Here is a 20146-nt window from a genome sequence, read left to right on the forward strand (position 1 = left end):
GATCCGCCAGGGCTGACACCGTGAGCTATCTGCTCGACGCGCTGCAGGCGCGCATCGGCGAGTTCGTCTCGCTGCGCCGCGACATCCACCGGCATCCCGAGCTGGCCTTCGAGGAGCACCGCACCGCCGCGCTGGTGGCCGACAAGCTCGAGGGCTGGGGCTACGAGGTCACGCGTGGCCTGGGCGGCACCGGCGTGGTCGGGCGGCTGAGGCGCGGCACGGGGCCGCGCCGGCTCGGCCTGCGCGCCGACATGGACGCGCTGCCGATCGAGGAGCGCTCCGGCGTGGCCTGGGCCAGCGCACATCCCGGGCGGATGCACGCCTGCGGCCACGACGGCCACACCGCGATGCTGCTGGCCGCGGCGCGCCACCTAGCCGACAGCGGCCGCTTCGACGGCACGCTGCAGCTGATCTTCCAGCCGGCCGAGGAGGGCGGGGGCGGCGCGCTGCGCATGATGGCCGACGGCCTGTTCGAGCGCTTTCCCTGCGACGCGGTCTTCGCGATGCACAACATGCCGGGCATCGCCCAGGGCCACCTGGTGCTGCGCGAGGGCGCGGCGATGGCCTCGTCGGACTACGCGACGATCACGATCGAGGGCACCGGCGGCCACGGCGCGATGCCGCAGCACGCGGCCGATCCGGTGGTCGCGGCCGCCAGCCTGGTGATGGCGCTGCAGACGGTGGTCTCGCGCAATGTCGACCCGCTGCAGGCGGCGGTGGTGACGGTCGGCGCGCTGCAGGCCGGCCAGGCCAACAACGTCATCCCGGCCAGCGCGCGGCTGGAGCTGAGCGTGCGCGCGCTCGACCGCGAGGTGCGCGCGCTGCTGGAGCGGCGCATCCGCGCGCTGGCCGTCGCGCAGGCCGAGGGCTTCGGCTGCCGTGCGCAGATCGACTGGCGCTCCGGCTACGCGGTGCTGGTCAACACGCCGGCCGAGACCGCCTTCGCGCGCGAGGTGGCACTGGAGCTGCTCGGCCCGGAGCGGGTCACGCCGCAGGGGCCGCCGCTGACCGGCAGCGAGGACTTCGCCTTCATGCTCGAGCGCGTCCCCGGCAGCTACCTGCTGATCGGCAACGGCCAGGGCGCGGACGACGGCAGCCCGGCCTCGGCCGCCTGCATGGTCCACCACCCCGGCTACGACTTCAACGACGCCAACCTGCCGGTCGGCGCCGCCTACTGGGTGCGGCTGGCCGAGCGATTCCTGGTGGCGGCATGACCTTCTCGTCCGCCCCCGCCGCCGGCGCGGCTGCTCAGCGGGCTGGCGCCGGAGCTGGACTTCGCGTTCACACGCCCACGGTCAGCGTCGCGGCAAAGCCGTTCGTCGCATCGCCCGTCACCGTCGCCATCTGCGTCGAGTAGCCGTCGCTGAAGATGTTGTCGCTGGCCAGCGTGATCGCGTTCAGGTTGGTCAGGCTGCTGGTGTAGCCGCTGGCGCTGCCGTAGACGCTGCGGCAGACCGACTCGGGCAGCGCCAGCTGCGAGGTGCGCACGTCGCTGTTGCCGCTGGTGGCGGTGGCCAGGCTCGAGAAGACTTCGAAGTGGATGTGCGGCCAGCGCCCGCTGTAGCAGCCGGGAAAGATCGTGGTGAAGGTGAGCTCGCCGCTGGCGTTGCTGACCTGCACGCCGCGCAGGTAGTTCTGCGCCGTCACGCCCGAGGAATACAGCGAATAGCCGCCGTCGCGGGTGCAGTGCCACAGGTAGACCGCGTAGCCCTCGAGGTTGGCGCAGGCGGCCGAGACGCTGACCAGCTTCAGCGTGACCGTCAGCGGCACGCCGGCGGCGGTGCCGCTCATCGTGCCGAAGCTCGAGCGGATGTCGCTGCGCACGATGCCGCTCTGCGTCAGCACGTTGACCACACCGCTGCTGTTGGAGTTGGTGCCGTCGCCCGGATAGGGGCCGGCCGTCTCGGACGGAATGCTCGAGCACGAGCTCACCGTGCTGCCCGAGCCGGAGGAGGTCGATGCCGAGGAGGATGACGAGGAGAACGAGGACGAGCCGCTGCTGCTGCCCGAGGTGCCGGCGTCCTCGCTGGCACCGCCGCAGCCCGCGAGGCCCAGCAGCGGCAGCGATCCGGCCGCCAGACCGCCGAACAGGCGCAGCGCGCGGCGTCGGTCCGGGGCCTGCAGCCGAGCCAGATGTTCCAGGTCATGGCGCAGGCCGTGCGCGTGGGGCGGGTGATCGTTCATGGCGGTGGCTCGAGGGTCAGGACGAGTGCGGATTGTTCGCGCGCGGTGTTGCTGCTCCGTCAAGCCCGGGTGAGGCTTGATCTCTGTCCATTTCCGTCGGAAACAGCCGCAGCGCCGGCTTCAAGGGCCGCCTCAGAAACGGGTCTCGGCGCCGGGGGTGCGCATGCGCACCAGGATCTCGCGGGCGTGGCGCACCCAGCCGTGGGTTTCCCAGCGGTGCAGCATGATCAGGCTGCGGATGCACTCGTCGGCGGCATAGGCGGCGAAGATGCCCGGCAGGCCGAACATCCGCCCCAGCACCACCGAGCCCAGGCCCAGCACCAGCACCAGCGAGGCCATGCTGGCCAGCGTCGGATAGATCGCGTCGCCGGTGGCGCGCAGCGCGCCCAGCACCACCATGTTGGCCACCCGGCCGGTCTCCAGCGCGCAGGCGATCCACAGCAGCGTCTGCGCCGAGGCGATCACCGCCGGATCGCGGGTGAAGGCGCGCATCAGCCACGGCGCGGTCGCTGCGGCCAGCAGCGCCAGCGAGCCCGAGGCGAGCACGCCGTTGCGCAGCCCCTTGCGCACCAGCTGGTGCGCGGTGCGGAACTCGCCCGCGCCCACCAGGTGGCCGACCATGATCTCGCAGGCCCAGCCGATCGACATGCTGATCAGCAGCACGTACTTCAGCACCTGCAGCACATAGGCCTGGGTCGCCAGCTCGGCCACGCCCAGCCGCGCGGCGGCGGCCAGCGACATCATGAAGGCCAGGCGGTAGACCATTTCCAGCGAGGCGCCGGGCACGCCGATGCGCAGCACCGGCCACAGCGCCCGTGGCGGGCAGACCCACCAGTCGCGCTGGCGCGGCACCAGCCGCAGGCGCTGGCGCCAGAAGTGCAGGTGCATCGCCAGCCCGACCGCGCGGCTGACGGTCAGGCCGATCGCGTAGCCGGCCAGGCCCAGGCCGTCCCAGCTTCCGATGCCGCGCATCAGCACGAAGGCCAGCAGCAGATGCACGCCGTGCATCACCAGCATGACGACCAGCGTCTCGCGGGCATGCAGGTGCGCGCGCAGCGTCGCCGCCATCGTCAGGTTGAAGGCCTCGAGCAGCAGCGCCAGCGCCAGCAGCTGCAGATAGGGCCCGGCGAGCTGCGCCACCGCCGCCGGCGCGTTGAGCAGGTCCAGCACCGCGTCGCTGCCGAACAGCACCACCCCGGCGGCGATCACTCCGGCCCAGGTGCTCGCGCCCAGGCCGACCAGTGCGGTGCTGCCGGCCGCCTGCGGCCGCTGCGCGCCCAGCGCCTGCGTGACCCCGGCGCCCACGCCGATCGCCAGCACCCGGAACAGCACGAACAGCGTCTCGAGCACCTGCTGCGACAGCCCGAAGGCGCCGGCGGCCGCATCCGACTCGTTCGAGGCCAGCCACAGGCCGGCCATCGCCACCGTCATGCCGATCAGGAACTCGCCCAGGATCGGGCCGGCGATGCGGTTGAGCCGCGGGCGGGAGGAGGAGAGCGACGACATCGGGAGGCAGCTCGTGGACGTGCAGGATGGGAACGATTTCGGAATCGGTTCCAGATTCTGGACTTCCGGGGCCCGGATCGGCCAGCCCGGGCATTCCCGCGACGGGCCTTTCCGGGCTTTCCGACCGTTTCGTCGACCGTTCCGTCGACCGGCCTGTCGTCCTACAGCGGCCACCGGCCGAGGCCGATGCCGCCCCCGGTGTCGCCGACCTACAGTGAGCCCATCCCGGACCCTGTCCGACCGCCCGAACCTCGAAGGAAGCCGCCATGCCTGCCAAGACCTCGTCCGCCCCCGCCCCCGCCGCCGACACCCTGCGCCTCGACGAGGGCGCGATCGACCGGGCCCGCTCGTCGCTCGATGACGGTGCGGTCACGCCCAGCCTGGGCCCGTGGAGCGAGCAGATCGTCGCGCTGCTGAACGACGCGCTGGCCACCGAGCTGGTCTGCGTGCTGCGCTACAAGCGCCACCACTTCACCGCCCACGGCCTGGCCTCGCCGAAGATCGCCGAGGAGTTCATGGTGCATGCGCAGGAAGAGGCCGGCCATGCCGACCGCCTGGCCGAGCGCATCGTGCAGCTCGGCGGCAAGCCGGACTTCCACCCGACCAAGCTGCTCGAGCGCAGCCACGCCGACTATGACGAGTCCGACGACCTGAAGGCGATGGTGCGCGCCAACCTGGTGGCCGAGCGGGTCGCGGTCGAGAGCTACCGCCAGATGATCGCGCTGGTCGCCGACAAGGATCCGACGACGCGCCGCCTGCTCGAGGACATTCTCGGCGACGAGGAGGAGCATGCCGACGAGCTGGCCGACATGCTCGAGGGCTGATCCCGGAATGGCACACACGGTTTTCGCAGCCGCTGTAGGTGTGCTCCTACAGCCAGCGTCAGGGGCAGGCGCTATGCTGTGGCGAACCGTGACAGTGCGCAGCCGCTGGAGCGGACCATGATTGCATCTTCGACATCACCAAGACACTTCGACATGAGGACCCTGTCCTGCTTCATCGTCGAGGACAGCCCCGTGATCCGCGACAACCTGATCGAGACTCTCGAGGAGATGGTGCCGGTTCGTGTGTGCGGCACGGCCGAGAGCGAAAGCGATGCGCTCGACGCCCTGCGCCGGCAGTCCCCGCAGCCCGATCTGGTCATCATCGACATCTTCCTGAAGGCCGGCTCCGGCCTGGGCGTGCTGCAGCAGGCGCGCCAGCACCGCTACGGCCGTCATCTGGTCGTGCTGAGCAACTACGCCACGCCCGAGATGCGCCGGCGCTGCGCCGAGCTCGGGGCCGACCGCGTCTTCGACAAGTCCAGCGAACTCGAGGAGCTGATCGGCTACTGCGAGACGCTCGGGGCCTGATCGGCGGGCTTGTCCATGCGTCTGCGCGATCGGCCTGTTGCGGTGCTGACCTGGCTGCGGGACCGCGGCCTGGTGATGCCGCTGGCGGCGCTGGTCGCGGCGCTGATGCTGTTCGTCAGCGAGGGCGGCTACCAGCGCACCCGTGGCTCGCTCGATGCCGCCATCGAGGCGGCGCAGGCGCGGCTGACCCTGCACCGGCTGCTCGGCCTGGTGACGCAGGCGGAGTCGGCCAAGCGCGGCTATCTGCTGTCGAGCCGGCGCGAGTATCTGCAGCCCTACATCGAGGCGGTGCGCGACATCGAGAGCCAGATCGCCGTGCTGCAGCAGCGCATGGGTTCGTCCGGCATGCATGGCGATCCCGCGCTGTCGGCCATCGAGCAGGAGCTGATCGAGCGCCTGCGCATGAAGATGGACGAGATGAGCGAGGTGCTGCTGCGCTTCGACCGCCAGGACGTGCGCGGCGCGATGGACCTGGTGCTGACCGACATCGGCCTGCGCAACATGGAGCAGATCCGCGCGCTGGCCGATCAGCTGATCGAGCACAGCAACCAGCGCATCGCAGCCCGGACCGCCGAGATGTACGACGCGATGCTGTTCCTGCGCCTGGGCATCCTGGCGCTGGTGATCGCCAGCCTGCTGGCGCTGGGCCTGTATGTGCGCCAGAGCCGCGCGATGGCGGCGCAGCGCGCCGAGCAGCAGCGCGTGGTGCAGGCCGAGCGCGATCTGCTCGAGATCGAGGTGCGTCGGCGCACCGCAGACCTGCTCGATCTGTCCTGGCATCTGCAGCATGCGCGCGAGGACGAGCGCAGCCGGCTCGCGCGCGAGCTGCATGACGAGCTTGGCGCGCTGCTGACTGCCGCCAAGCTGGATGCCGCCCGCATCCGCCCGAAGCTGGCCGACGCGCCGCCGGAGGTGCACGAGCGCCTGAAGCATCTGACGCAGACGCTCAACAGCGGCATCGCGCTCAAGCGCCGCATCATCGAGGACCTGCGGCCGTCCTCGCTGTCCAATCTCGGGCTGCTGCCGGCGCTGGAGATTCTCGGCAGCGAGTTCGCCGAACGCTCGGGTCTGGCGGTGCACATGAAGCTGACGCCGGGCATCGGCCTGGATGCCGGCGCGCAGCTCACCGCCTACCGCATGGTGCAGGAGGCGCTGACCAACATCGCCAAGTACGCGCAGGCCGGCACGGTCGAGATCGGCCTGGCGCTGGACGGCCCGATGGCGCTGCTGACCGTGCAGGATGACGGCATCGGCTTCGATGCGGCCCAGGCCAGCGGTCGCAGCGCCCACGGCCTGACCGGCATGCGCTACCGTGTCGAGAGCGAGGGCGGCATGTTCGAGATCGACGCGGCGCCCGGGCGCGGCACCCGCCTGTCGGCCTGGCTGCCGCGGCGCGATCCGGCGTAGTTCCCGTCCTACAGCGGCGCGGCGGCTGTGCCGCTGGCGGCACCTGCGGGCGCGTCCTACGCTGGATGCACCATGTTCCATCCCCTGCTCAAGCTGCTGGCGCGGCGGCCCGACCTGCTCGCCGATCACCTCGACGCCTATGCGGACCTGGCCTCCGCGCAGGTGCGTGCGACCCGACGCGCGCTGGCCACCCGCGCGCTGCTGGCGGCGCTGGCCGGCCTGGGCGCGCTGCTGGCGCTGCTGCTGGCCGGCATGGCGCTGCTGCTGTGGGCGGCGCTGTCGCCCGAGCTGCTGGCGCGGCCCTGGATGCTGCTGCTGATTCCGGCGCTGCCGGCGCTGCTGGCGCTGGGCGCGGCCTGGGCGCTGCGCTCGAGCGCACCGCTGGCCGGCTTCGGCCCGCTGCGCGAGCAGTTCTCGCGTGACGCGCAGATGCTGCACGACGCCTCGCGACCCTGAAAGGACACCGCAAGATGCTGGATCCGGACCTGAGCCGAGCGCGCGAGCGCCTGGAGGCTTCCCGCGAGCGCCTGCTTGCGCACATGCGTGGCGAGGCCGATCCCGCCGATGCCGAGGCCCGGCCGGCGGTGGCCTCGGGCGAGCGGCGGGCGCCCGCGGCGCCGGTCGACGTCGCGGGCCAGCTCAGCCTGCTGGCGGCGCTGCGCCAGCGCGTCGAGGCTCATCCGGTCGGCGCGGTGCTGCTCGACACCGGGCAGCTGTGGTGGGAGCGCCATCCGGCGCGTGCGGTGCTGCTGCGGGCCCAGGGCCGTCTCGATCGCACGACCGCACCCTTCGTGCGCCGCCATCCCGTCGTCGCGGTGGCGCTGGCGGCAGCCGCCGGCGGCGCACTGGCAGCGCTGCGGCCGTGGCAGGACGCCCGGGTGCTCAGGCTCTGGCGGCCGGTGCAGAGCCATCTGGGTGGCTGGCTGCGCGCGCAGTTCCCGATGCAGACGCTGATCCATGCCGCGGTCACCGCGCTGGCCACGCGGGCGATGAGCCCGTCGGCGCAGGACACGGCCGAGGCCGCTGTCGGCGTCGTCCGACAGGAACAGTCGGCGCAGGCCGATGCCGTGCAGGAATCCTTCGCGCGACCATGAGGCCATGAAAAACCTTCTCCTGCCTTCCTCGCCGTCGTCGCCGGCCGTGCTGTCCGGTGCCTGTCCTGTCTTGTCTCGCCCGCTGTCGCGCCTGCGTGCCGGCTCCGGCCTGGTGGCGCTGTCGCTGGCCATGCTGGCTGCCGGCTGCTCCACGCCGATGAGCGAGCGCCAGCGCGGCACCGCGGTCGGCGCCGGGGTCGGTGCGGGCGTCGGCGCGGTGATCGGCTCGGTCACCGGCGGCAAGGCCGGGCAGAGTGCGGTCATCGGTGGCGTGGTCGGCGCGGTGGCCGGCAATCTGTGGTCCAAGCGCATGGAAGAGCGCCAGAAGGCGCTCGAGCAGGCCACGCAGGGCACCGCGGTGCAGGTCGCGCGCACGGCGGACAACCGCATCCGCGTCAACATTCCCAGCGATTTCTCCTTCGACATCGGCCGCTCGGCGGTCAAGCCGCAGATGCGCCCGGTGCTCGACGAGCTGGCGCGCAACACCGATGCCGCGCTGCGCATGAACGTCATCGGCTACACCGACTCGACCGGCAGCGACGCGGTGAACCGCCCGCTGTCGCTGGACCGGGCCGAATCGGTGCGCGACTACCTGGTCGGCCGCGGCGTCACCGCCTCGCGCATCGTCGTCGACGGACGCGGCGCCAGCGATCCGGTCGCCAGCAACGACAGCGAGTCCGGCCGCGCGATGAACCGCCGCGTCGAGATCTATCTCTCCGAACCCGCCCAGGCCGGCGGCTGATCGCGCCGCGACGCATCGTCTTTCGCCTTCTCCTGCCCGCTGGCCCGCCTCGTGCGGGCCTTCCGTCGTTTGCCGTCGTTCGTCATTCACCCTTCATGGCAGGCGGCGAGCGGCAAAAAAAGAGCCACCGCGAAGGTGGCTCGAAGAGGCTGTGACAGCACCCGTGACAGACAGGAACAGACCGGAGAGAGCAAACAGGAGAGCGGAACTCAGTGCATCGGCAGATCCGGCGCATCGCGCAGCCGCGCGTCGAGGCGGTCGATCAGGATCGCCCAGTCGGCGTCGCGCGCCAGCTCGGTGGCCAGGAAGGCCTTCTGCGCGTCGCTCCAGAAGGGCGCCTCCTCGAGCGCGACGTCCGGGGCCAGTGGCGCATGGCGGCGCACGAACTCTTCGGGCGTCTCGTCCAGACCGAGCTGGGCAAACAGCTCGGGCAGCGTGCGGAGATGGTTCTGCATCATGGGCGGGAACTCCTGGGCGTCGGGTTGGACTGGAGGGACGAATCCAGTGTGCACCTTGCTCCGGGGGGGCTGAATCGGCGCGCGCCGCGCCGCGCCGTCAGGGCAGTCCTACGCTGTCGGATCTGTCCTACATCCGTCCGGCATGCGCGCCGATGGGGCCGGCCGGGGCGGCTCGACACAATGGCCCCAGGACAGAAAGGAGCCCCAGCGATGAATGCCCATGCCGAAGCCCGTACCGAATTTCTGCTGAAGGCGGATGCCGCGCACCAGGCTCCTTCGTTCTCGGACATGCGCCGCGCCCCGAGCAGCGAGCTCGGCTACGAGGCTGCGCTGCCTTTCTTGCCGTTCCTGTCCTGTGGCGATGCGCCTGGGCTGCCCTCGGCGCCGCTGCTCGACGGCTGGTTCACGGCCTGAGTCCGAAGCCTGTCCTCCGGGGAGACTGTTCCCCCGACCGATTCCCGTTGACCTCCTCGAATCCCATTCACCCAGGGAGTCGGCCGGCATGACCCCCCTCATGCCGGCCTTTTTTTCGCCTGACGGGCTCAGCGCTCCTTGCGCAGCGCGCCGGTCACGCTGCTGCCGCTGCCGAGCATGAAGACGGTGTAGCAGGTAAATCGGCAGGGGGTGCCCCCCCGCGCCATCAGAAGCTTTCCCAGTTGTCCACTGCGTTGCCACTGGTGGCGGCCACCGGCGCCGGGGCCGGTGCAGGCGTGGGGGCCGTGGCACGCGGGGCGGGTGCCGGCCGGGGCGCCGCCGAACGGGGGCTGGCCGGGCGCGGCGCGCTGGCCGGCGCCGGGCTGCTCGGGCGGGCGGCGGCGACCGGTGCTGCCGTCTGGCTCATGTCGATGCGGAAGCGCTGCACGGCGGCATCGAGCCGGGCCGCTTCCTCGCGCAGGCCGTCGGCAGCGGCCGCGCTCTCCTCGACCAGCGCCGCGTTGCGCTGCGTCATCTCGTCGAGGTGGCTGATCGCGTGGTTGACATGCTGGATGCCGCTGTTCTGCTCGGCGGCCGAGGCGGTGATGCGGCCGATCATCTCGGAGACGCGCTGCACCGAGCCGACCAGCTCGTCCATCGCCTGGCCGGCCTCCTCGACCAGACGCGCGCCCTGGTCGACGGTGCCGGTCGAGGCCTGGATCAGCGTCTTGATCTCGCGTGCGGCCGCGGCCGAACGCTGCGCCAGGTTGCGCACCTCGCTGGCGACGACCGCGAAGCCGCGGCCCTGCTCGCCGGCGCGTGCGGCCTCCACCGCCGCGTTCAGCGCCAGGATGTTGGTCTGGAAGGCGATGCCGTCGATCACGCCGATGATGTCGCCGATGCGCCGGCTCGACGAGGAGATCTCCTGCATGTTGCTGACCACCTGGCTGACCACCTGACCGCCGCGCTCGGCGGCCGCCGCGGCCGAGCTGGCCAGGCGGTTGGCCTCCTCGGCGGCCTCGGCGCTCTGGTGCACCGTCTGCGTCAGCTCGCCCATCGATCCGGCGGTGTCCTGCAGGTTGCTGGCGGTCTGCTCGGTGCGCTGCGACAGGTCGAGGTTGCCGGCGGCGATCTCGGTGCTGGCGGTCTTCAGGGTGCCGGCACTGCCGCGCACCTCGCCGACGAGCTGGCGCAGCGAGGCGGTCATGCGCTCGAGCCCGCGCATCAGGTCGCCGAGCTCGTCGCTGCGGCGGGTATCGATCTGTGCGGTCAGGTCGCCGCCGGCGATGCGTTCGGTGGTGTCGATCGCCTCGCGGATCGGCTGCAGGATCGAGCGCGACATGCGCCAGGTCGACAGCAGCAGCAGCGCGACCAGGCCCAGCATCATCCCGGTGACGATCTGCACCGTGGTCATGCGCGAGCTGGCCACCGTGTTGGCGAAGGCCTCCACTTGCGCCTTCTGCGTCTGCACGAAGGCCTGCTGGGCGCCGAGGTAGTCGGCAAGGCGGTCCCGCAGGCCGCGCAGGCGGGCCTCGTCGATGCTCTCGCCGGCCGACTGCGCGGCGGTGAGCTGCTTGCGCAGGTCGATGTAGGTCTTGCGGGTGTCGGCCACCCGGGCCAGTGCGGCCTTTTCCTCGGGCAGCTGCACGGCGGCCTCGATGCTCTTCTGGATCTCGGTGATGCGTGCCGAGGTGGCCTCCATGTCGGCCTTGACCTTCCCGCCCAGGCTGGTGTCGGTGCTGGCCAGCACGGTCATGCCGCGTGCGGCATTGGCCTCGGTCAGCGCGGCCCAGCGTGCGGCGCGCTCCAGGCGCTCGTTCAGTTCACCCTCGATCTGGCGGCCGGCCTCGATGTTGTCGCGGGTCTGCAGACTCACGGTCACCGCGACGACGCCGATCACCACCGCCGCCAGGACGGTCGGCAGCCACAGGCGCCGGTTGAGGGAAGTCTTCTTGATCGGGATCTGGGTGTTCATGTGCAGTACCGCGATGGCTTGAGTCGGCGGGATGGGTCGGTTGCGCATTTCTTCGGCCCCACAGCTCGGCCGCTTTCTGCATGAATCGGCATCGGTATTCCTGCTGCCGACTTGAGGCAGCAAGAAGGCGGGCAGGACAGCAACTGCCGGATTGACAGGGCTCAATTCCGCCCTTGGGTCCGGCGCAGTGCGCCGAGCATCGCCAGTCTGTGCAAGACCCGGAACAAGGAGTCGCTGCCATGCTGTCCTGGCTGATGAAGATCGATCGTCTGGTCCCCGTGCGCTATCTGACGCTGGTGGGACTCATGTTCGCGGCGCTGCTGGGCGCGCTGGGCTGGTGGCAGGGTCATGGCGCCGGACCGTGGCTGCTGCTGGTCGGCAGCGCCGGCACGCTGCTGGGGCTGCGCGACTTGCGCCAGACCCAGCGCTCGGTGCTGCGCAACTACCCGGTGCTGGGCCACATGCGCTACTGGCTCGAGTTCATCCGGCCGGAGATCCGCCAGTACTTCATCGAGAGCGACAACGAGGCCGCGCCCTTCTCGCGCCAGCAGCGCTCGCTGGTCTACCAGCGCGCCAAGGGCGATCCGGACAAGCGCCCCTTCGGCACGCAGGTCGATGTGCATGCCGAGGGCCACGAGTGGATCAACCACTCGCTGGCGCCGACGACGCTGGATTCGCACGACTTCCGGGTGCTGATCGGGGGGCCGAACTGCCTGCAGCCCTACAGCGCCAGCGTCTTCAACATCTCGGCGATGAGCTTCGGTGCGCTCAGCGCCAACGCCATCCTCGCGCTCAACGGCGGCGCGAAGAAGGGCGGCTTCATGCACGACACCGGCGAGGGCTCGATCAGCGCCTATCACCGCAGCCACGGTGGCGATCTGGTCTGGGAGATCGGCTCGGGCTACTTCGGCTGCCGCGACGCGCAGGGCCGCTTCAGCGAGGAGAAGTTCGTCGCCAACGCCACCTCGCCACAGGTCAGGCTCATCGAGATCAAGCTGTCGCAGGGCGCCAAGCCGGGCCACGGCGGCGTGCTGCCCGGCCCGAAGGTCACGCCGGAGATCGCCGAGACCCGCGGCGTGGCGGTGGGCGAGGACTGCGTGTCGCCGGCGGCGCACACCGAGTTCGGCACGCCGGTCGAGCTGCTGCTCTTCCTGTCGCGGCTGCGCCGGCTCTCGGGCGGCAAGCCGGTCGGCTTCAAGCTCTGCATCGGCCATCCCTGGGAATGGTTCGCGATCTGCAAGGCGATGCTGGAGACGGGCCTGACGCCCGACTTCATCGTCGTCGATGGCGCCGAGGGCGGCACCGGCGCGGCGCCGCTGGAGTTTTCCGACCATGTCGGTGCGCCGCTGCAGGAGGGGCTGCTGCTGGTGCACAACACGCTGGTCGGCCTGAACTTGCGCGATCGCATCCGGCTGGGCGCCTCGGGCAAGATCGTCAGCGCGTTCGACATCGCCCGCGCGATGGCGCTGGGCGCGGACTGGTGCAACTCGGCGCGCGGCTTCATGTTCGCGCTGGGCTGCATCCAGGCCCAGCACTGCCACACCGGCGCCTGCCCGACCGGCGTGGCGACCCAGGATCCGCAGCGCCAGCAGGCGCTGGTGGTGCCCGACAAGATCGAGCGGGTGGCGCGCTACCACCGCAACACGCTGCACGCGCTGCAGGAGCTGGTGCAGGCCGCCGGTCTGCGCCATCCGGGCGAGATCACGGCCGCGCACATCGTGCGCCGCGTCGCCAACGACCAGGTGCGGCTGCTGCGCAACCAGCTCTGCTTCCTCGAGCCGGGCGAGCTGCTGGCCGCCGCCCGCGGCGAGGGCGACTGGCCGCACAACGTCTACCGGGTCTACTGGCCGATCGCACGCGCCGACAGTTTCCAGCCGGCCCAGACCGAAGGTGCCGCGCCGCACCGGACGGTCGGCGCGCTGCCGCGCCGGGTCGTGCCGCTGCACCCGGTTGCGGAGAGCGCCGGCCGCTGAGCCGCGCCGCGTCCGCCGTCAGTCGCTCAGCACGATCACCGCGACGCGGCGGTTCTGCGTCCGGCCGGCCTCGGTGGCGTTGTCTGCGATCGGGCGGGCCGCGCCCAGGCCGCGCACCTGCAGGCCGGCGGCCGGGAAGCCGCGCGACTCCATCTCGCGCGCCACGACCTCGGCGCGGCGCAGAGACAGGCGCTGGTTGACCGTGGCGTCGCCGATGCTGTCGGTGTGGCCCTCGACCCTCACCCGCGTCAGGCCGACCTTGATCAGCGAGTCGGTCAGCCGGGCCACCGTCCCGACCTCGTCCGGACCGAGCCGGTCGGCGCCGAAGCCGAACAGCACGCGGCTGCCCATGCTCAGCGTCCAGCCTTCGTCGGTCTCGACGAAGCCGAGGTCGCGCATCGTGCGCACCTGCTCGGGGGTGAACTTCGGCGCGGGCGCAGGCGGCGGGGGCGGCGGCGGCGTCGCGCAGCCGCTGACCAGTGCGGCCAGCGTCAGGCCCAGGGCCATCATCCGCCGTCGCGAGGTCCGGGCGGGCAGGGGGAGCGAGGACATCTTCTTTTCTCCTGGAGAGCAGGTCAGGTCGCGGCGCCTTCGGGGCGGCCGCTCAGGGGCCGGCGATGCTGCCGTCCGGCCTGCTTGGCGCGATACATCGCGCGGTCGGCGGTGTCGAGCAACGCCGGAATCGTGTCGCCGTCCTGCGGGAAGGTCGCGATGCCCGCGCTCAGTCCGCAGCGGAAGCAGCCCGACGCGCCGAGGTCGAAGGGCTGCTGCATGGCCCGGCCGATCTCGCGCGCGATGCGGCGTGCATCGTCGACCTGGCGCAGCGGCTGCAGCAGCACCGCGAACTCGTCGCCGCCGAGCCGGGCGACCAGATCGTCCTCGCGCACCACCGCGCGCAGCCGCTCGCCCATCTGCACCAGCAGCCGGTCGCCGGCGGCATGGCCGGCGGTGTCGTTGACCGCCTTGAAGCCGTCGGCATCCAGATAGAGCACGCCGAAGGTCTGGCCCTGCTGCAGCGACACCTGAAGCGCCTGCTCCAGGCGCTGCTCGAAGTGCGCCCGGTTGGCCAGGCCGGTCAGCGGGTCGTGCCAGGCGCGCTGCGACAGGCTGTCGCGGTCCTGCTGCAGATGGCGATGGTGGGCGTCGATCTCGGCCAGCATCGCGTTGAAGTCCTCGCCCAAGGCATTCAGTTCGGCGATCGGTGCGGCCGGCGCGCGCCGGTCGAAGGCGCGCTCGCAGCGGATCGAGCGGGTCAGCGCCGCCAGCCGGTCGATCGGCTCGACGATCGAGCGCTCGAGCCGGCGTGTCATCAGCGAGGCCACGCCCAGCGTCAGCAGCACGCACAGCAGGCCGGCGCCGCTGCCCCACAGCAGCAGCTGGATGAAGTCGCTGCCCTCGCTGTCGAGCTCGACCCGGGCGATGACGCGGCCGCTGCCGTCGAGCACCGGCGCCTCGGCCCGGCCGGGCATCAGCCAGCGGCCGATCCGGGCCTGCAGCGCGGCCAGTCCGGTCGGCTCCGGTGGCTGCAGCTCGGTCAGCAGCTGGCCGTTGGGCAGCCGCACCTGCAGCCGGCCGAGCCGCTCGCGCTGCACGATCGGCCGCAGCACCTCATGAATGGTGTCGAGGTCGCGGAAGACCACCGCCGCCTCGATCGAGTAGCCGGTGGTGCGCGCCAGCAGCTCCAGATGGCGCGCCTGCATCGAGCCCAGCACCGCATGGCCGATCACGCCCAGCAGCAGCCCGAACAGCAGCAGCGTGACCGAGGCCACCTGCCAGTGGCCGCGTCGCAGCATGCCCGCCAGCGTCGGACGCGCTGTCATGAGCCGCTCCCCTCTGCACGGGGCTGGCCCAGGCGCAGCACCTGCGGATGCACCTTCAGGCCGCTGCGCGCGACGATGTCCAGATTGAGCTCGAGCCGCAGGCCGGGCGTGCTGCCGCGCGGCACCAGACAGAACATGCCGCCGCGCGAGCAGAAGGCCGCACCCTCGCCGATGGTCACCACCGGCAGCCCGGCCAGCCGGGGCAGCGCCGCCTCGGCGCCGGGGCCGCTGCCCAGATAGATCGCGTCGCAGCCCCCGGGCAGCTCGGCCCCGGCGGGCAGCGTGCGCACCGGCAGCAGCCGGCCCGGCGGCACCTCCTCATGCAGCCGGCCCAGATCGGCCGCATGCAGGCTGGTGTTGCTGACGCACAGCTGCACCGCCCGCGTACCGCCCGGCCAGCGCACATGGCCGACGATGCCCGCCACCGCGTCGGCCACGCCGAGCACCGGCTGGCCCGGCGCGTGCAGCGGCCAGACCACGCCGATCAGCGCGGCAAGCAGGGAGATCGGCGGGGTCGTCAGGCGACGCAAGACAAGTTCCTCGAGACGTTTCCCGGTCAGGGTGGGCGCGGCGGATTCTCGATCTGCAAGAACGCCGGCACATCCGCCGCAAGCCGGTAGCGGAGCCGAAAGCGCGATTTGTTCCGTGAATTATTCACGCGGTACCGTTTTGATCCTAGTGGCTTCGGATGAGCGGTGGAAATCGAAAAGTTGTGTCAAGCGGTTCTGACGCTGACCTTCGCGAGTGCGCTGTGGTCGCGCAGAAGGTTGTGGCGAATCGGGTCCAATCGCGGGATGACGATCGATTCCTCCCGCGCCGAATCCGCCTCCGCCGCCCAGGCCTGCGGCCTGTCCGTGCCCGACACCGACACCCGCCTGACCGAGCTGGAGATCAAGGCCAGCTATGCCGACGACCTGCTCGACCACCTCAACGAGGTGGTGGCGCGCCAGCAGCAGATCGACCTGCTGGTGCGTGAGGTGGCGCGGCTGAACCGCCAGCTGGGCGAGAATGCCGCCGCCTCGGGCGGAGCCGGTGCGCGTGACCCGCGCGACGAGATCCCGCCGCACTGGTGAGGCTGAGGCGAGCCGTCACGGCCCGCGCCTCACTCCGCCGCCTCACTCGATGCCGACGATCTTGTGCATCTGCACGCCCAGGCGCCATTGCGGGTGGGCCATGCAGTAGTCGGTTGCGGCGCGGGTGTGGGCCAGCCGCTCGGGGCCGTCCATCGGCTGCAGGAAGAAATGGTCGAAGGCCAGGCCGGCGAAGCGCTCGGGCAGCGCCAGCGGCTGCGGGTAGACGAGCTTGAGCTCGTCGCCGGCGGTCAGCAGCAGCGGCGCGTCGGCCTTGGGGCTGACGCAGATCCAGTCCAGGCCCGCGGGTGCGGGCTGCGTGCCGTTGGTCTCGACCGCGACCTCGAAGCCGCGCGCGTGAAAGGCCTCGACCAGCGCGTCGTCGAGCTGCAGCAGCGGCTCGCCGCCGGTGCACACCACATAGGGCCGCCCGGCCGCGCCCGCGACGCCACCCGGCCAGCGCGCCGCCACCGCGTCGGCCAGCGCATCGGCGCCGGCGAACTTGCCGCCGTTCTGGCCGTCGGTGCCGACGAAGTCGGTGTCGCAGAAGGTGCAGACCGCCGCGGCGCGGTCGCTCTCGCGCCCGCTCCAGAGGTTGCAGCCGGCGAAGCGGCAGAACACCGCCGCGCGGCCGGCCTGCGCGCCCTCGCCCTGCAGCGTGTAGAAGATTTCCTTGACCGCGTAGCTCATCAGACGGGCACCAGTTCGTCGGCGCGGGCGCTGGCCAGCACGATGGCGCCATTGCCGCGGGTCTCGTAGACATCGATGCGGTCGAGCTGCGGCAGCACCGCGCGCCCCTGTGCCAGCACCCAGCGCGCCAGCGAGAGCGAGTCGCCGTCGTCGATGGCCTCGTTCTCGAACAGCGGGCGGTGGTCGATGGCCTTGAAGACCGGATCAAAGAGCGCCTTGACGTCGCCGAAGTCGACCGTCCAGCCCATCACCGCGTCCAGCGGCGCGTTCAGGTGCAGCCGCAGCGCCCAGGTGTGGCCGTGGATGCCGCGCAGCGGGCTGCCCTCGGGCGCGTGCTTCAGCCGGATCGCGCTGTCGAAGGTCATCTCCTTCCAGATGCGGTAGTTCTGGCCGTCGAAGTTGGCGCCGCACGATCCCGTCTCGTAGACGGTGACCCAGGACAGCTCGGGCAGCAGGGGCTTGAGCCGGTGCCACAGCCAGGCCGAGATCACCTCGCTGGTCGGGTTCTCCAGGCCCTCGATCTCGTTGAGGCACTGGTAGTTCAGCTCGAAGTGCAGCGGCGCCCAGATGTCGTCGATGCGGTCGTAGTCGAGGCCGTAGTCGCTCTCGCCGATGTCCTGATCGGCATGCAGGATCACCTCGAAGCCGTGGCCGTGCATGCGGCCGCACTTGTGGCCGGCCGGCACGTTGGGCAGGCGGTGCGCGGCCTGGAAGCGGTAGCGCCGCCACAGGTGGGCGTGGCCGGCGCGGTCGAGGTCGACGCCGGTGTGCGCGGTGCTCTGCACGCCGACCTGCTCGATGCCGGGCACGCCGAACTCGCCCTCGAGGCGGCGGCGGATCCAGCGCGCGATGTTCTCGTCGGTCGGCGCGCCCAGGCCCTCGACCTGGTTGAGCAGCGCGTAGTCGAGCGGCGCGCAGCAGGCCTCCATGCGGCGCTGCAGTTCGGCGACCTCGCCGCCGGCGAAGGGCGCCCAGCCCGCGGGCAGCTCGGCGCGCACCGCGGCGAAGAAGCTGTGGCCGTGCAGCCGGCGCGAGCGGTGGCCCTCGGGCAGCAGATCGACATGCAGCGCGGCCTCGAAGCCGGCCGAGGCGGAATGGAAGGAGCGTGGGGACATGGGGCAGGACGGCAATGCAGGGCGTGATTGTCGCCGTCCGGGCCGACCTTGGCGACAGCCGGGACGGTTTGACGCGGCTACACTCGCTTCCCGGTGCCGTTCCGTGATCTGAATCTGCAAGAAGCCTGCAGAAGCCGACACGAGTGCGGCGCCTGCGTTCTCAGGGCGGGGTGGAAGTCCCCACCGGCGGTCAGCCGGCCGGCGCGGTCCTTCGGGGTCGGGCCGGCCGTCAAGCCCGCGAGCGCCCGGCAGCCGTCCTGGTGGCCGCCGGGGTCAGCAGATCCGGTGCGATTCCGGAGCCGACGGTCACAGTCCGGATGAAAGAGAACCGCGCTCGGCGCCGCTGCCTTGACCGCAGCGGCGTCGGCGCGTTCCTGCGCCCTGATTCTGGCCTCCGTGTCCCGGGCCTCGAGCCCGTTTCGCTCACCATGAATCAGTCCACTGCTTCCCTTGCTTCTTCCTCCGCTGCCGCCGGCGTGCGCCGCATCGCGGCCATCAGCGCCTCCTGGCACACCGACATCGTCCATCAGGCGCGTGACGCCTTCGTCGCCGAGCTGGGCCGCAGCGGCGTCGCCGCCGAGGCGGTCGAGCACTTCGACGTGCCCGGCGCCTTCGAGATCCCGCTGCTGGCGCGCCGCCTGGCCGAGTCCGGCCACTACGACGCCATCGTCGCCTTCGGCCTGGTGGTCGACGGCGGCGTCTACCGCCACGACTTCGTCGCCACCGCGGTGATCGACGGCCTGATGCGCGTGCAGCTCGACAGCGGCGTGCCGGTGCTCTCGGCGGTGCTGACCCCGCACCAGTTCCACGAGCACGCCACCCACCGCGAGTGGTTCACCGCGCATTTCGTCATCAAGGGCCAGGAGGCCGCGCGCGCCACGCTGCAGACGGTCGCGCTGCACCAGCGGGTGTCGACGCTGACGGCGCGCTGAGGCTCGGCCCGCCTTACTTCGCGTCGACCAGCGCGCCGATGTCGAGCAGCGTCAGCTCGTTGTCGTCCGGCTTGCCCAGGCGGCGGCCCGACGAGAACGGGAAGTTGTTGTCGTTGACGACGACGATGTGGCGCGCGTCGACCCGCGTCAGCCCCTCCGGGCCCAGGTGCGGCAGCACGAACACGTCCTCGTTCGGGCCGGCATGGGCCAGGCGCTTCGGGTTGGCGATCTTCGTCAGGTCGATGAAGGCGATCTTCTTCACGAAGCCGTCGGCGTCCGCCTGGGCCAGGTCGATCTTGTAGATGCGCTTGAACTTCGCCGGCCGGGTGAAGCAGTCGGTGCGCGGCTCGTCCGGGCAGCCCGGGCCGGCGCCCTCGGTCGCGTCGTCGCGCTCGATCACCAGACCGGTCGTGGCGTCGAGCAGCTGGAAGTCGGCCGCGACGTTGCCGGCGGCCTCGAAGCGGTATTTCCACTGCCGGCCGGTGTAGCGCTGGCTGGCGACGTCGAGTTCGAGGATGCGCGTGTGCGGCCGGCCCTCCTGGCTTTCCTGCGCCTTCGTGGCGGTGTCCCACAGCGGCCACTCGAACATCGGGTAGAGCCGGCGGCCGTCCGGCGACTTGGCCATCGGCTCGAAGCCGCCCGAGCGGCGCACCTCCCAGCCGCCGGCCTCGCCGGGGTAGTTCGGCAGGCGGCCCTGCAGGTAGTGGTCCGGGCTGCGGTAGGTCCTGTCGCCGACCTGCGTCTCGATCAGGCCGAGCGCGCGGCCCTGCGCGTCGAAGCGGATCACGTAGGGGCCGAACTCGTCGCCGATCCACCACTCGTCGCCGACCTGCTGCAGCGATTCGATGTCGAGGTCGGCGCCGGTCAGGTAGCGCTCGCGGGTGGCCTCGTTCTGGATCGCGAACGGGATGCGCCGCTGCGGATCGCGCAGGAAGGTGGTGTGCTCGCGCTGCACCCGGCCGGTCGCCCAGTCGATCTTCAGGCGATGCACCATCAGCAGCGCGTCCTGCGAGTTGACCTTACCGCCGAAGCCGTTGTCCGTCATCGCCAGGAAGCGGTCGCCGCCCAGCGAGACGATGGCCGAGAAGCCCTGCACCGACTGGCCGCGCACCGGCAGCGTGCCGCCGGACGCGCGCGGATGTTTCGGATCGCCGACGAAGGTGCTGGCGGCGATGGCGCCGAGCGTCTCGGTGCGCAGCCTGCTCGGCGCGGTGAACTTGCCGGCCGTGGTGAAGAAGGCGCCGGCGTCAAGCGGCGCGGCCACCGTGGTGTCGTGCGGCAGCAGCGCGTGGCCGGCCAGCACGGCGGTCACTTCGGTCTGGGCCTGCGCGGTCAGGGTGGCAGCGCCCAGGCAGGCGAGGGCGACGAGGCGGGACAGCAGGGACATCGGCGCATCCGGTGAGGCGGTGGGAAT

21 protein-coding genes and 1 riboswitch are annotated in these 20146 nt (G+C 71.5%); of the genes, 11 read left to right on the forward strand and 10 right to left on the reverse strand.

Annotation, left to right across the window (positions count from 1 at the left end; all coding sequences use genetic code 11):
* The first annotated feature begins 20 nt into the window (after positions 1–20).
* Positions 21–1214: a M20 aminoacylase family protein gene (locus HZU84_RS09635; RefSeq protein ID WP_149502101.1), complete on the forward strand. Its 1194-nt coding sequence runs from the start codon at positions 21–23 to the stop codon at positions 1212–1214.
* A 67-nt stretch (positions 1215–1281) separates the two neighbouring features.
* On the opposite strand, the gene HZU84_RS09640 is transcribed toward HZU84_RS09635, so the two are convergent.
* Entirely contained in the window at positions 1282–2184 is a 903-nt protein-coding gene (locus tag HZU84_RS09640) for an intradiol ring-cleavage dioxygenase (protein ID WP_149502103.1), read from the reverse strand.
* Positions 2185–2316: 132 nt separating this feature from the next.
* Positions 2317–3690 carry an MATE family efflux transporter gene (locus tag HZU84_RS09645; protein ID WP_149502105.1) on the reverse strand — a complete coding sequence of 458 codons (1374 nt, stop codon included), beginning with the start codon at positions 3688–3690 and terminating at the stop codon, positions 2317–2319.
* Positions 3691–3956: 266 nt separating this feature from the next.
* On the opposite strand from HZU84_RS09645, the gene HZU84_RS09650 reads away from it, so the two are divergent.
* The 6 genes from HZU84_RS09650 (at position 3957) to HZU84_RS09675 (ending at position 8285) form a co-directional block, all read left to right on the forward strand.
* The gene (locus HZU84_RS09650; protein WP_149502107.1) at positions 3957–4514 is read left to right on the forward strand and encodes a ferritin-like domain-containing protein; all 558 of its coding nucleotides are present in this window, start codon (positions 3957–3959) and stop codon (positions 4512–4514) included.
* A 153-nt stretch (positions 4515–4667) separates the two neighbouring features.
* Entirely contained in the window at positions 4668–5042 is a 375-nt protein-coding gene (locus HZU84_RS09655) for a response regulator transcription factor (protein ID WP_149502109.1), read from the forward strand.
* A 15-nt stretch (positions 5043–5057) separates the two neighbouring features.
* Positions 5058–6449 (forward strand): CHASE3 domain-containing protein, encoded by a 1392-nt coding sequence (locus HZU84_RS09660; protein WP_244954489.1) that lies wholly within the window; start codon positions 5058–5060, stop codon positions 6447–6449.
* Positions 6450–6521: 72 nt separating this feature from the next.
* Positions 6522–6905 carry a hypothetical protein gene (locus HZU84_RS09665; protein ID WP_149502112.1) on the forward strand — a complete coding sequence of 128 codons (384 nt, stop codon included), beginning with the start codon at positions 6522–6524 and terminating at the stop codon, positions 6903–6905.
* Between the two features lie 14 nt (positions 6906–6919).
* On the forward strand, positions 6920–7543 hold the full coding sequence (locus HZU84_RS09670) for a hypothetical protein (protein WP_149502114.1): 624 nt from the start codon (positions 6920–6922) through the stop codon (positions 7541–7543).
* Between the two features lie 91 nt (positions 7544–7634).
* Complete coding sequence (locus HZU84_RS09675; protein ID WP_473964400.1) at positions 7635–8285, forward strand: YiaD family glycine zipper/OmpA-like lipoprotein; 651 nt, start codon at positions 7635–7637, stop codon at positions 8283–8285.
* Positions 8286–8494: 209 nt separating this feature from the next.
* On the opposite strand, the gene HZU84_RS09680 is transcribed toward HZU84_RS09675, so the two are convergent.
* Entirely contained in the window at positions 8495–8740 is a 246-nt protein-coding gene (locus tag HZU84_RS09680) for a DUF2789 family protein (RefSeq protein ID WP_149502118.1), read from the reverse strand.
* A gap of 213 nt (positions 8741–8953) precedes the next feature.
* Here HZU84_RS09680 and HZU84_RS09685 point away from each other — a divergent pair, with 213 nt between their 5' ends.
* A complete protein-coding gene (locus HZU84_RS09685; protein WP_149502120.1) occupies positions 8954–9157 on the forward strand; it encodes a hypothetical protein in 204 nt (67 codons plus the stop codon).
* A 226-nt stretch (positions 9158–9383) separates the two neighbouring features.
* On the opposite strand, the gene HZU84_RS09690 is transcribed toward HZU84_RS09685, so the two are convergent.
* Positions 9384–11132, reverse strand: coding sequence for a methyl-accepting chemotaxis protein (locus tag HZU84_RS09690; protein ID WP_149502122.1), 1749 nt, complete (start codon positions 11130–11132; stop codon positions 9384–9386).
* A gap of 239 nt (positions 11133–11371) precedes the next feature.
* Here HZU84_RS09690 and HZU84_RS09695 point away from each other — a divergent pair, with 239 nt between their 5' ends.
* Complete coding sequence (locus HZU84_RS09695; RefSeq protein WP_149502124.1) at positions 11372–13105, forward strand: FMN-binding glutamate synthase family protein; 1734 nt, start codon at positions 11372–11374, stop codon at positions 13103–13105.
* Between the two features lie 18 nt (positions 13106–13123).
* On the opposite strand, the gene yfiB is transcribed toward HZU84_RS09695, so the two are convergent.
* From yfiB to yfiR, 3 genes are read right to left on the reverse strand one after another with little or no spacing between them, the layout of a single operon-like run.
* The gene (gene yfiB, locus HZU84_RS09700) at positions 13124–13657 is read right to left on the reverse strand and encodes an outer membrane lipoprotein YfiB (RefSeq protein ID WP_149502126.1); all 534 of its coding nucleotides are present in this window, start codon (positions 13655–13657) and stop codon (positions 13124–13126) included.
* Between the two features lie 23 nt (positions 13658–13680).
* The gene (gene dgcN / locus HZU84_RS09705) at positions 13681–14925 is read right to left on the reverse strand and encodes a diguanylate cyclase DgcN/YfiN (protein WP_149502128.1); all 1245 of its coding nucleotides are present in this window, start codon (positions 14923–14925) and stop codon (positions 13681–13683) included.
* Positions 14922–15455 carry a regulatory sequestration protein YfiR gene (yfiR, locus tag HZU84_RS09710; protein ID WP_180692870.1) on the reverse strand — a complete coding sequence of 178 codons (534 nt, stop codon included), beginning with the start codon at positions 15453–15455 and terminating at the stop codon, positions 14922–14924. The genes dgcN and yfiR overlap by 4 nt, the downstream gene beginning before the upstream one ends.
* Before the next feature lie 264 nt (positions 15456–15719).
* Here yfiR and HZU84_RS09715 point away from each other — a divergent pair, with 264 nt between their 5' ends.
* Positions 15720–15998, forward strand: coding sequence for a SlyX family protein (locus HZU84_RS09715; RefSeq protein ID WP_149502132.1), 279 nt, complete (start codon positions 15720–15722; stop codon positions 15996–15998).
* Between the two features lie 42 nt (positions 15999–16040).
* Here HZU84_RS09715 and queE read toward each other — a convergent pair whose 3' ends face one another.
* On the reverse strand, positions 16041–16685 hold the full coding sequence (gene queE, locus HZU84_RS09720; RefSeq protein ID WP_149502133.1) for a 7-carboxy-7-deazaguanine synthase: 645 nt from the start codon (positions 16683–16685) through the stop codon (positions 16041–16043).
* Entirely contained in the window at positions 16685–17800 is a 1116-nt protein-coding gene (locus HZU84_RS09725; RefSeq protein WP_149502135.1) for a 6-carboxytetrahydropterin synthase, read from the reverse strand. The genes queE and HZU84_RS09725 overlap by 1 nt, the downstream gene beginning before the upstream one ends.
* Before the next feature lie 152 nt (positions 17801–17952).
* A riboswitch (FMN riboswitch) is annotated at positions 17953–18133 on the forward strand.
* Between the two features lie 95 nt (positions 18134–18228).
* Between HZU84_RS09725 and HZU84_RS09730 the strand changes: the two genes are divergently transcribed.
* Positions 18229–18732, forward strand: a complete 504-nt coding sequence (locus HZU84_RS09730; protein WP_149502138.1) for a 6,7-dimethyl-8-ribityllumazine synthase — start codon at positions 18229–18231, stop codon at positions 18730–18732.
* Between the two features lie 13 nt (positions 18733–18745).
* On the opposite strand, the gene HZU84_RS09735 is transcribed toward HZU84_RS09730, so the two are convergent.
* Positions 18746–20119 (reverse strand): esterase-like activity of phytase family protein, encoded by a 1374-nt coding sequence (locus tag HZU84_RS09735; RefSeq protein ID WP_149502140.1) that lies wholly within the window; start codon positions 20117–20119, stop codon positions 18746–18748.
* Positions 20120–20146: the final 27 nt, after the last annotated feature.

Origin of the sequence: Sphaerotilus sulfidivorans, assembly GCF_013426975.1 — a bacterium.
In the GTDB taxonomy this organism is placed as follows: domain Bacteria; phylum Pseudomonadota; class Gammaproteobacteria; order Burkholderiales; family Burkholderiaceae_C; genus Sphaerotilus; species Sphaerotilus sulfidivorans.